An 11185-nucleotide genomic window follows, 5' to 3' on the forward strand; every position below is an offset into this window, starting at 1 on the left:
GCAGAGCGAGGCCCTGCATCCCGCGACGCATATCGGTCCGGCCGACCGCCAACCAGATCCGCACCTGGCTCGGAACCGGGATCATCAAACGCCCAGCGCCTTCACCATCGCCGCCGCCAGTGTCGGTGGCGTGGTCAGCGGAATCCGCAACCGCATCTTGCCGGCGATCTCCAGTTCGATCACCGCTGGGGGCGCCGCCGGCCTCGAAGCGGCGACAGGCTCATCGGGAACCACGACAACTTCGGCAAAGCCCGTCTGGCGGGCTCTCATCGTGCGGCGCCACTTATAGATCAGGCTGGTCGCGACATCGTACTGACGCGCCACCGCCGCCACCGTGGACCCGGGCGCGAATGCCGCGGCCAGTATCCGGCACTGATCCTCTTCACTCCAACGACGGCGACGCTCAGGCCCGGTCAATAACGTCACATGGCTCATGCTGTGCTGCTAACTACGCTCGCAAGGACGACCTCAAGAGCGCAGCCTCGCTATCATGCCATGCTCGCGCAAGGCGGCCCTCGCCGGAGGCGTACAGAGATCGAGGCGATAGCATACATTCATCTGGCTAGCCCCTTCGGATGCGAAGGTTCGAAGCCGCCAGATCGACCCCGCTTCACCGAAGCAGGGTCTGGACTTGGGGCGCCAGCCGGTCGAACGCGACACCGCGCGATTCTTCGGCCTCATCGCGCCTTCCGTTTATCAGATGATGCTCACCTCGAGCGCGCTGGATTGATCCGCAGGCAACTGGGCCAACGCGCGCAGTATCGAACGGCTGCTCGAACCCGACAGCCTGCCCAGGCTACAACCAGCGAAACCGTTGGAGCGCTGGTGCGGACGCTGGCGAGAAATACATGCAACGGGTGACTACCAGCGTGGATCAAGGCGATCACGCCCACGGCATAGATGCCTTGTAGTTATCGTTGAAAATCTCCCATTCCGATCGGTACTGGTCCACGCGCGAGATCGCGTCGGCTCCGGCCATCAGTAGTCGGCGATCATCAGCCCCGATGACGAATCTGCACGACGAGGTGCCCCAAGTCACCGTCTGGTTCTCCAGATCGATTTCAAGCGGCGCGTTGCTGCCTTCCCTTATCGCGTGCTTGATCTTCGCGATCACCGCCGGCTCGAGAACAACTGGCAGCACGCCGATGGCTACGCAGTTCTGATAGAAGATGGTTCCAAAGCTTGCGGCGATCACTGCGCCGCATCCGAAGTCCGCGAGTGCCCAAGCCGCCTGCTCGCGCGATGATCCGCAGCCGAAGTTCGCATCGCCTAGAATTATCGAACGCATGCCTTTCGTAATCCGATTTAAGGGATGCGTCACGATCTTCGACCCGTCGGGATGATACCTGGCGTCGTGGAACAGGTGATGCCCGAAGTCGCCTTCCGATCGTGGCTTGTAGAGATAGGCCCCGGGAAGAATCTGGTCGGTATCGATGTTGTCGCCATCGATTATTACCGGCTGGCCCGCGACGATTCTGACTTTTGTCATGGGCATATCAGCTTCCGGACGTCTGAAATCCTGCCGTTGATCGCCGCCGCCGCTGCCATAGCCGGGCTCATCAGGTGTGTTCTGCTGCCCCGGCCTTGCCGACCCTTGAAATTGCGGTTCGTCGTCGCTGCGCAGCGGGCCCCTGGAGGAACGACATGGTCGAAAAGGCCAAGGCAGAGCGAGCATCCGGCAGAGCCCCACTCGAATCCAGCGTTCAAGAAGATGCGGTCAAGGCCCTCCGCTTCGGCTTGCGCCTTGACTAGCATTGATCCTGGTGCGATGAGTCCAGGGACAGCGATGCGACGACCGTTCACAACCTTTGCCGCCTCCCGGAGATCGGTTATTCTCCCATTCGCACAGGACCCGATGAAGACTTGGTCCACCGCGAGTCCTTCCATCGGCGTTCCCGGAACGAGGTCCATATATGCGAGGGCGTCGAGCATCTCCTGGCGTTTCGCCGGGTCGGCGACAGTGCTCGGATTGGGAATAGCCTCGCCGACCGGAATAACCTGATCCGGACTCGTACCCCACGTAACCATCGGGGAAAGCTTGCTTGCATCAAGCGACAGAGCGCGGTCGAATATCGTGCCCTCGTCGGTCGCGAGCGACCTCCAGTACTCAACGGCAACATCCCACATCGCGCCTTTGGGAGCATGCGGGCGGTTGGAGATGTACTCGATTGTCGTGTGGTCCGGGGCGATAATGGCCGCTCGTGCACCGGCTTCCACCCCCATGTTGCACAGCGTCATGCGACCTTCGATGCTCATCATGGCTACCGTCTGACCGGCGAACTCGACACAATATCCGGTCCCGCCTTTCGCACCGATCAATCGTACCATTTGCAGTGCTAGATCCTTGGCCGACACGCCCGCCGGTAGTACGCCGTCGATGGTCACAAGCATCGAACCGAGCCGATCGTGCCAGAGCGTATCGGTCGCCAGCACCTGCGTCGTGGCCTCATATCCTACCCCGAAGCAAAGTGCCCCAAGTGCCCCATGCGTCGTCACGTGTGAATCTGTCGCGGCAATGACCAGTCCAGGAAGCGTCAGCCCCTGCTCCGGTCCGACCACGTGATAAATTCCTTGGGCCGGATCGGTATATCGCCAGAGCCGCACCCCGAACTCTTCGCTGATCTCCTCAACAGAGTCGTAGATCTTCAAGATCTCCCGGTTCTGCTGTCCGAGATGGCGGTTTCGAATGGGTGCGAGATGGGACACCATAAGGTGTACATGGTCCGGGGACATGACCCTACGCTGTCGTGTTCTGAGCGAGTGGAAAGAGTTAAATGCGCTTTCGTCTAGATAAAGCCTGTCGACCTTCAACAGCGATAACTGCCCCTCGACGGCGGCCTCGTGTCGGTGCCAGATCTTCTGCAGGATCGACTGTGGATGGGACAAAGTGATGTTCTCCAGGGACCGAAGCTGGCCGGTGGGGCGTTGGTGGATAATTTAGCATGCTTCAGAAGGCTGCAAAGTCCTGTCTTCTCGCATCGAATGCGGAAAACCTGCGTTTTTGACACTTCGTGCGCAGCTTATTGACCCGGCTTAGGTGTACTTGAAATCTACAGGATTGGCATCCAACGGCGTGAATCTGGTAGTGTGCTGAGAGTTCTGCAAATTCGCTGAGAGAGGGCGGTCATGGCCGGCTGGTGATTGTTCACGTCACCGCTTCCCGCGAAGGAACGCCACCATGACTAAGACTGAAGATAAATCCGCCATAACCACCGTTAAAGACATCCTGCTTTCGAACCCGGATGGATTGCACGAGGTAATCCGCGCCGTGATGCAGGGGGTGCTCGAGGCGGAGATGGACGAGGCGCTGGGTGCTTCGAAGAAGAGGGAGCGCACGCAGGAGCGTCTTGGCTATCGCTCTGGCTATTACGGCCGCACCCTTGTCACGCGGGTCTGCAAAGCTTGAGCTGCGGGTTCCGCAGGATCGGGGGGGCCGCTTCTCCACTGAATTGTTCGAGCGCTACCAGCTTTCCGAACGCGCCTTGGTGGCCACCCTTGCGGAGATGTACGTGCAGGGCGTGTCGTCCCGCAAGGTGAAGGCGATCACCGAGGAGCTGTGCGGTCATGCCTTCTCCGCCTCGTCGACTCGGCCATCAACAAGCGGCTGGACGAGAGCCTGAAGGCCTTTGCAGAGCGGCCGCTTCAAGAGCCCTTGCCTATCTCATCCTCGACGCTCGCTAGGAGAAGGTGCGTGAAGCCGGCATCGTCACGAGCCAGGCGGTGCTGATTGCGGTCGGCATCGACTGGGACGGGCGGCGCCAGTGCTGATCGCCGGCGGAGATATCCGATCGGCCGCACTCCGGACGATCTTCGCAGGTGGCACTGATCCTGGCACAGTTCGCGCCCCCGCCAAGTATAGCACAGGTTGACTTTCTTGAGACCTCAAGTGCCAGCCATGTGGATTGCGGTCGCATACTGACCTTATTCTTCAATTGGCAAAGCCAATGACGCCTTGATGCGGTCCATTACGACCATCGTCTTGACTGCTTTTATATCAGACTCATGAAAAAATCGGCGGGTAAATGCCTCATACTCGGCCATATCCTGGACAGAGATCAAGAGAACGAAATCGGCTTCACCCGTTACGTAGTACGCACTCATGATCTCAGGCGTGCGCCGGACTGCCTGCTTGAACCGATCAATGATATCTACCCGATCGCGCTCGAGACTGATAGACGCCAGCATGAGCATGGGACGACCCACGGCTTGTGGCGAGACGATGGCAACGTCAGCCTCAATCACACCTTCATCACGCAATCGCTTTAGTCGCCTCTGACAAGCGGTCGCAGAAAGGCCCGCCAATTCGCCTAATTCAGCCGTCGTCAGGCGATTGTCGCGCTGCACTGCGTTGAGAAGCTTACGATCAACTCGATCCAGGTCCATTTCACGATCACTGCAAAAAAGGGAAAGATTGCGCAGAAAAACTGCTTAGCTCGCGCGATATTAGCCTGAGTTCCACAAGGATCAAGCCATAAAATGATCCGATCAGCGAAACGCATTTGCCTCCGGTAGTGAGCCTCTTGTCCTTAAATGTTCCGCCGAATGGTATGATTGACGCAAGGTAGCTCGACGGCTTCTCAATCAAGGCATTTCGTTGCTCACAACTGCAAAAATGGGGCGTCCTGAGTAGGTTTTGCGCTCTTTACCCACGAACACGGATCTGATGACGAGCATGACCGGCCATTTTCTTCCTTTGGACGTCCTCCGGCGGGAATTTCCAGCCACCGAAAGCGCCATTTACATGGATGTCGCAAATCAGGGGCTCATATCCAGAACCACCCGCACGTCCATGGACCAGCACCTTGATAATAGACTAAACGGCCTGAATGACGAAGAAGGAATGATGCTGCTTGTCGAGCAAACACGCTCCAGATTCGCTCAATTCATCGGGGCCGAAAAGGATGAGATCGCTGTTACGAAGAATGCATCAGAAGGCATTAACATAATCGGAAACGCGATTGCTTGGAAGCCGGGAGACAACGTTGTCCTTTGCCGCCAACTGGAGCACGCAAACAACATCTTGCCTTGGCTGCAACTCAGGGACAAGCACGGAGTTGAGCTGCGGATTGTAGAAACTGACAATGGCGGAATCCCGTGCGACGCTATTATCGATCAAATCGACTCTTGCACCCGTATCGTTACAGTATCGACTGTCACGATGGTGCCAGGCTTCAAGACAGTGATGGAGCCGATAGCCGAGGCTTGCAAGCGTCTTGGCGCCTTTCTTTTGGCCGACGCCTCCCAATCAGTTGGCATCCTCCATACCAATGTCAAACTGCTTGGCGTCGACGGTTTGGTGGCATCATCTTACAAGGGGTTGATGGGCCTCTATGGGCTGGGATTTCTGTATTGCCGCCGAGAATGGGCGGATCGTCTAAGCCCTGCCTATCTCGCACGCTTTAGTGTCGATTTGGGCGACGCGCCAGAGTCGGCTCCAATATTCGATTCGGTAAAATTGCGCGCCGGCGCGCCCCGTTTTGAAATTGGCCACTTCAATTTTCCCGGCGTCATAGCGGTCCACTCATCCATCGGACAGCTCATGGAGATCGGCACGCCCGCCATTGAACAAAGCGTTACATCGGTTGCAAGTCGACTGGCGTCGGGCCTCCTAGACCTCGGGCTCCCGGTCTGCGGCGGATCGCCAGGGGATCACACCGGAAGTATTGTTGCTCTGGGAGATCCAGCACATGGTTCGGGAAAAGCCGATAGCCGCATTCAGTCGCTGCACGAGCACTTATTGAAAAACCAGGTGATCGTCTCAGTACGCCGGGGAATGCTGCGCTTCTCGCTACATTTATACAACACAGCAGACGAGGCTGACCGAGTTGTCTGCCTTGCAAAGAATTGGCTGGCATAGCCGCAAGCTTGCATTCTTATTGAGTGATAGGAGTATTCATGTCGTCCATCAGCACACAAACGGTAGAGCTTCTCAAACAACTCATAAAAATTGAGAGCATCAACCCTTCAGCGTCGGCAAAGGGGAGCGGTGAACAAAGGGTCGCTGAGTTCCTCGAGGCCTTTTGCCGAGAACGAAATCTGCCCTTTGAGTATCAGGAAGTAACCGACGGCCGCACCAACTTCTTCACCTGGGTTCCGGGGCAGGAGCCCGATAAGCGTGTCCTGTTCATATCCCACATGGACACGGTGCCGGTTGATAATTGGGAGGCAGATCCTTTCTCGCCGGACGAAAGGGACGGTCGAATTTATGGGCGAGGAAGTTGTGACGATAAGGGCCCGCTCGCGGCAATGCTCATGGCTCTTAGCACCCTCGGGGAACGCAAGCCACGATACACGATTGTCCTAGGCGCAAGCGTTGACGAAGAATACCGAAAGAAGGGAGCGCGAAAAATCGCTCAATCAGGTGTGTCCTACGAGGCCGCAGTGGTCGGTGAACCCACTGACTTGGAGCTTGTCGTTGCACATAAAGGATCGGTCCGCTGGCAGGTTGAAGTGGAGGGTGTGCCCGCTCACAGCGCCAAGCCCCATCTCGGAGTGAACGCGATCACAGGAATGGCCAAGGTTATCTTAGCGCTCGATAAGATTAACGAGACTCTGTCCCAACGCGTGCACCCCCTGGTCAGCCCCCCGACCCTTACGATCACGCTCATCGAAGGGGGTGCGGAATTGGCGACGGTACCGGCATCCTGCCGCGTGTGGATCGACCGGCGGCTCATACCGGGGGAGCGACCGGCGGACGCGTTACAGGAGGTAGAAAACATCCTGGAAGGCCTGCGCCAGGGTTCCGATAAGATCAAGGTGCGCTCGCTGCTACCCGCTCTGGAAGATCCAGCTCCCCCGAGTGCCGAGGCCACAAAAATCGCCGCAGTGGCGGCAAAGGCCTGTGCTGAAGTTGCCGGAACGGGCCTGCACCGCGGAGTTCCATATGGGACGGATGCAAGTCAGCTGTCGTTGGGAGGTATTCCCTGCATTATTCTTGGACCTGGGAGCATTGATCAGGCTCATACTGCCAATGAGTACGTGGAGATTGATCAGTTGGGCAAAGCGGTCGACATCTACCAAAAGATCATGCTTACCTACTAGCGACCATTGGCACAATCGCTCAAGGATAGTTCCCGCGATGACTTCGGCTTCGCGGGTCCACGTGCCTTAAGATAGACCTTCAAGCCCTATCAGCCCTCCTAGAGCGGCGGACTATCAGGTTGAATCGAGAGGGATTGATCGGGATAGGGGGACGCCTCGCGGCGCCGCCCCTCCCACACCACCGGGCATACGGGTCACGTACCACGGCGGTTCGACCGCTCATGCCTGGGCAGCGACATAGAGACGGGGGGAACCGAGCGACTCGAAGTAATGGTTGCGCAAGGCCTGTTGGACCGCCGGGTGTCCTGACATGCGCCAGAATTGCGTCGGTGAACCGGCGGCAGCCGCCGCACTGAACTTTGGAACACCACGACGGCGCAGTTCATTGAAGCGGTTATGCCCGTTTCCCCATTGCCGCCAAAGATACAAACGTAGTCTTCGGCGGATCCACGCTTCCAAGTTCGTAAGCACCCGCGGGGTCTGGCAGAAGCCGAAGTAGCCACGCCATCCGATGAGGTATGGCTTCAGCTCTTTGATCAGCTGCGGCAGACTGATTCCCCGTGTCCGGCGTGTCATGTCCCGGATCAGCGTCTTGAATTTGTCGAGGGCCTTCGGCGCGATGCGCCGCTCGCTCCCGTCATTCGAGATGCTGAATCCGAGGAATTTCCGCTCCTCCTGCCGCGCCACCGCACTCTTCGCCTCGTTGACCTTCAGCCGCAGCTTCTTGGTTAGGAACCGGCTTACGGAGGCCATGACCCGTTCGCCGGCGCGGCGGCTGCGAACATAGATGTTGCGGTGAGTGGCGCGGGGGGATCGCACCCCCGCGCTCTCGCAGAACCGTACGTGACACTCTCGCGTCATACGGCTCCCATTGTTCGGCCGCGTCCGAAGAGCAAGGCCCAATGAGCAAACAGGCGGGTCTGGCGGCGCGCGATGCGTTGCAGCCAGTGGATGGCCCGTGTCTTGTGCCTGCGCAAGGACTTGAACTTCCGGTGGGCCCATCGCGCCAGCAGGAGATCGATGTGCCGCAAGGTCGGGTAGAGAGCCGATGGATAGAACCGCCCGTAGTAGTTGATCCAGCCCCGGATGTGCACATTGAACATCCGCGCCAGATCATCCAGCGTCTTGTCGCTGCGTTCGTGAAGGGCCCAACTCCGGACCGTCCGTCGGATCGCCTTGAGGGCTTTGCCGCTGGCGGCCGGACTGAACGAGACGCCGACCTTCCCACCCCGCCGTCGCGACAGCCTCGGCCTGAATGTATAGCCGAGGAAGTCGAACTTGTGGTCGGGATGGTTTCCGCGCCGATCATCATCCTTGCAAAAGACGATCTTCGTCTTCTCCGGATGAAGCGTCAGCCCGCATTCCGCGAACCGCTTCTCAAGGTCATTCCGCAACGCCGCTGCTTGCTCCTCACTTCGGCAATGGCAGATCGCATCATCGGCGTAGCGTTCGAACGGGATGTCGGGATGGTTCCGCAACATCCACATGTCGAACGGGATGGTAGAGGCGAGCCTTGAAGCGGTAGCCTTTGCGGAGCCTCACTGTTGCTAACGTTTTCACGTCAGTGCCCTCACCGAGCCGGCATGGCTTCTTGAACTCGCCTCCCCAAGCAGAACCCGGCGTGCAGATTTCCCGCACCGGGCTCCCCAGATGACATTCGCGAAGAGCGCTCATCACACCGTCGGATGCAAGTTTCGAGCGAACGGAAGCTCGAACCATGGGCGGTCGCCCAACTGTGCCCAACTCAGCCGACGGCGTTGGCCACGACGTTGCAGGACTTGCTTCCACTGTCGCTGGGTTTCATGGCGGATCCAGCTCAGCCTACGGTCGCAGTGGTGCAGAGCGAAGTACTGGTAGAAGCCGCGCAGCATCACCGTCAGGTGTTGCTGCTGTTCGCGTCTTTTCCAGTGCCGATGCTCGAGCAGCCACTCGCGGGTGCGAGCGAGAAACTTTCGGCAGCTCTTGGTGCTGGGGATACGGATCAGGGCGAACCGCCCGCTCCGATCCACCCCACAGACATGCTTGAAGCCGAGAAATTCGAATGTCTCTGGCCTCTGTCCGTGCTTGCCCCGCATGTTGGCAGCAAAGCGTCCAAAGAGCAGCAGCCGAGTTTTGTCCTCGGCCAGCTCCAGATTGAACCGCGCGAACCGCTCCCGCAACTGGTGCTGGAAGTTCTGCGCATCGTCTTGGAGCTGGAAGCACCCCACGAAGTCATCAGCAAAACGCACCAAGTGTGCCTCGCCTCGACACAGTGGTTTGAATTTCTTCGCAAACCAAAGATCGAGCGTAAAGTGCAAGTACACATTACTGAGCACAGGCGATATCGGACCCCCTTGCGGAGTCCCTTCCCTGGCAGGAAGGAAGATCCCGTCTTGCAGTGCCCCGGCCTTCAGCCATTTTGATATCAGCTGAAGGATGATCGGGTCGGCAATCCGGTGAGCCACCATCCGGCGTAACCACTGATGATCAATGCGGGTGAAGTAGCTGCGGATATCGGCCTCGAGCACATGGCCAACCTTCTTTGTCACGATATGCCGGCGCAGAGCCTGCAAGGCATGATGAGGGTTTCGCCCTGGTCGAAAGCCGTAACTGCAATCGAGGAAATCGGCTTCGAACACAGCTTCGAGAATGCGCGCGACCGCCCGCTGCAGCAGCCGGTCAGCGACAGTGGGAATCCCCAATGGTCGCGTTCCGACCCTGCCCGGCCCTTTGGGTATCTCGACCCGCCGAACCGGCGGTGCGCGGTACGTGCCTTCTCTTAGCTGCGCACAGAGCTCCTCGACTCGCTGCTCCATCTCGCTCGCAAACCGTTTGGTGCTTTGCCCGTCGACGCCACTTGCTGCGTCCCGGTTCATCGTTCGCCAAGTTTCCTTGAGGAACGCCGGTGTCAGCAAGTGGGCCAGCGAGGTAAATCGCACCTCTCGGTCCAGTTTGGCTTTCTTCGCTATCTGACCCAGTTTCGTTGACATCAGAATCCTGCCTCTGTGCGTGCGGGTAATGTTTCCCTGCGATCAGTATTCATCTGCTTCGCCGCTTCCCCCTGTACGCGGCTTTCCCGCGCTCCGAGTACTACCAGCGAATCCGACTTCCACTGCAACGTCTGCCTTTCTCAGGAATGACCATATCGTCCGGCATACTCGGCCCGCTTCCGCTGCGCACCGAGACCACAGTGGATCTCTCAGGTTCCTTGATACTTCCTTCTCCGGACGTGCCGTGCGCTCTGACCCCGCCGCAGTCTCCAGCCACCTCGCCTTTGACGGTGACCTACTTTTGCCTTCCAGCCACTACGACTCTGTCGGCCTGCGGATTCTTATCTTTACGAGGCTGAACCGCTTCACTTGCGTTACGGCCCGCGCGTCGCTCTGCCTACGCTTAGCTCATGTCGTTACCTCCACAAGCCCAAGGCTCGATTCCCGGTGGGGTGGCTCTCCCCCTTGCCGGGGCGGGAATTTCACCCGCTGGAAGCATCAGGCTTGGCCTGACGCACCGTAGTGAAGAAAGAGATTGGCAAGGAGGGGACTGATGACCCCTCCTTGCGGCGTCCCTCTTTCCCGCTCGATGAGGCTTCCATCCGCAGTCTGCATCGGCGCTTTCAGCCATCTTTCGATGTACAGCAGCACCCACGGGCAATCCGTATGCTTACGCACTGCCCGCATCAGCAGATCCGTTTCGATGCTGTCGAAGAAGGCCTTGATGTCGAGATCAAGAACCCAGGCATAGCGCCAGCACCGCTGCCGTGCTGCGCCGACCGCATCGAGCGCCGATTTGCCGGGCCGGTATCCGTAGGAATCGCCGTGGAATCGAGGTTCCACCAGCGGCTCCAGGAACCGTTTGACCACCATCTGGGCTATGCGGTCCACGACAGTCGGAATCCCCAACGGCCGCGTCTTGCCATCGCCCTTCGGTATGTCGACCCGTCTCACCGGCGGCGGAAAGTAACTGCCGGACGACAATCGATTCCAGAGCTTGTAGAGGTTGTTCGACAGATCACCCTCGAAGTCCGCAACCGATTGGCCGTCCACGCCAGCCGCTCCTTGGTTGGCTCTGACCTGTCGCGCGTCATGGAAAATTGCCCCCTCGGCGCCACGAGGAATTGCCCCCTCAGTGGATAGCTGAGGAGAGAGCAAATGAACGAACAACGAAT

At 58.6% G+C, this 11185-nt stretch carries 9 protein-coding genes and 2 pseudogenes; 3 read left to right on the forward strand and 8 right to left on the reverse strand.

Going from position 1 to position 11185, the window contains the following annotated elements; translation table 11 throughout:
* Positions 1-84 precede the first annotated feature (84 nt).
* The 3 genes from tnpA to LCM4577_RS24785 form a co-directional block, all read right to left on the reverse strand.
* Positions 85-435, reverse strand: a complete 351-nt coding sequence (tnpA, locus tag LCM4577_RS24775) for an IS66-like element accessory protein TnpA (protein ID WP_071072940.1) — start codon at positions 433-435, stop codon at positions 85-87.
* A gap of 448 nt (positions 436-883) precedes the next feature.
* The gene (leuD, locus tag LCM4577_RS24780; protein ID WP_157900502.1) at positions 884-1489 is read right to left on the reverse strand and encodes a 3-isopropylmalate dehydratase small subunit; all 606 of its coding nucleotides are present in this window, start codon (positions 1487-1489) and stop codon (positions 884-886) included.
* Positions 1486-2886 carry a 3-isopropylmalate dehydratase large subunit gene (locus tag LCM4577_RS24785; protein WP_071073934.1) on the reverse strand — a complete coding sequence of 467 codons (1401 nt, stop codon included), beginning with the start codon at positions 2884-2886 and terminating at the stop codon, positions 1486-1488. Before LCM4577_RS24785 ends, leuD begins: the two co-directional genes overlap by 4 nt.
* 292 nt (positions 2887-3178) lie before the next feature.
* Here LCM4577_RS24785 and LCM4577_RS24790 point away from each other — a divergent pair.
* A pseudogene (locus LCM4577_RS24790) lies at positions 3179-3762 on the forward strand (transposase); the annotation flags it as partial.
* Positions 3763-3921: 159 nt separating this feature from the next.
* Here the strand turns inward: LCM4577_RS24790 and LCM4577_RS24795 are convergent.
* Entirely contained in the window at positions 3922-4383 is a 462-nt protein-coding gene (locus tag LCM4577_RS24795; RefSeq protein ID WP_071073935.1) for an Lrp/AsnC family transcriptional regulator, read from the reverse strand.
* A gap of 280 nt (positions 4384-4663) precedes the next feature.
* Between LCM4577_RS24795 and LCM4577_RS24800 the strand changes: the two genes are divergently transcribed.
* Positions 4664-5857, forward strand: coding sequence for an aminotransferase class V-fold PLP-dependent enzyme (locus LCM4577_RS24800; protein WP_071073936.1), 1194 nt, complete (start codon positions 4664-4666; stop codon positions 5855-5857).
* A gap of 38 nt (positions 5858-5895) precedes the next feature.
* Positions 5896-7041, forward strand: coding sequence for a M20 family metallopeptidase (locus LCM4577_RS24805; protein ID WP_071073937.1), 1146 nt, complete (start codon positions 5896-5898; stop codon positions 7039-7041).
* Between the two features lie 219 nt (positions 7042-7260).
* Here the strand turns inward: LCM4577_RS24805 and LCM4577_RS24810 are convergent, their stop codons facing one another.
* The 4 genes and pseudogenes from LCM4577_RS24810 to LCM4577_RS24825 all read right to left on the reverse strand — a co-directional run.
* Complete coding sequence (locus LCM4577_RS24810; protein WP_198541084.1) at positions 7261-7794, reverse strand: group II intron maturase-specific domain-containing protein; 534 nt, start codon at positions 7792-7794, stop codon at positions 7261-7263.
* Positions 7795-7898: 104 nt separating this feature from the next.
* Entirely contained in the window at positions 7899-8522 is a 624-nt protein-coding gene (locus LCM4577_RS24815; RefSeq protein ID WP_244508424.1) for a group II intron maturase-specific domain-containing protein, read from the reverse strand.
* 192 nt (positions 8523-8714) lie between these two features.
* Complete coding sequence (ltrA, locus tag LCM4577_RS24820; protein WP_071073939.1) at positions 8715-10010, reverse strand: group II intron reverse transcriptase/maturase; 1296 nt, start codon at positions 10008-10010, stop codon at positions 8715-8717.
* A gap of 519 nt (positions 10011-10529) precedes the next feature.
* A pseudogene (locus LCM4577_RS24825) lies at positions 10530-11111 on the reverse strand (reverse transcriptase domain-containing protein); the annotation flags it as partial.
* Between the last annotated feature and the right edge of the window lie 74 nt (positions 11112-11185).

Origin of the sequence: Mesorhizobium sp. LCM 4577, from assembly GCF_001854795.2 — a bacterium.
Lineage (GTDB): Bacteria > Pseudomonadota > Alphaproteobacteria > Rhizobiales > Rhizobiaceae > Mesorhizobium > Mesorhizobium plurifarium.

What these genes read in the sequence shown, in the direction of transcription:
- tnpA (WP_071072940.1), bottom strand. Translation starts at nt 435, where the DNA reads ATGAGCCATGTGACGTTATTGACCGGGCCTGAGCGTCGCCGTCGTTGG.
- leuD (WP_157900502.1), bottom strand. Translation starts at nt 1,489, where the DNA reads ATGACAAAAGTCAGAATCGTCGCGGGCCAGCCGGTAATAATCGATGGC.
- LCM4577_RS24795 (WP_071073935.1), bottom strand. Translation starts at nt 4,383, where the DNA reads ATGGACCTGGATCGAGTTGATCGTAAGCTTCTCAACGCAGTGCAGCGC.
- LCM4577_RS24800 (WP_071073936.1), top strand. Translation starts at nt 4,664, where the DNA reads ATGACGAGCATGACCGGCCATTTTCTTCCTTTGGACGTCCTCCGGCGG.
- LCM4577_RS24805 (WP_071073937.1), top strand. Translation starts at nt 5,896, where the DNA reads ATGTCGTCCATCAGCACACAAACGGTAGAGCTTCTCAAACAACTCATA.
- LCM4577_RS24810 (WP_198541084.1), bottom strand. Translation starts at nt 7,794, where the DNA reads ATGGCCTCCGTAAGCCGGTTCCTAACCAAGAAGCTGCGGCTGAAGGTC.
- LCM4577_RS24815 (WP_244508424.1), bottom strand. Translation starts at nt 8,522, where the DNA reads ATGTTGCGGAACCATCCCGACATCCCGTTCGAACGCTACGCCGATGAT.
- ltrA (WP_071073939.1), bottom strand. Translation starts at nt 10,010, where the DNA reads ATGTCAACGAAACTGGGTCAGATAGCGAAGAAAGCCAAACTGGACCGA.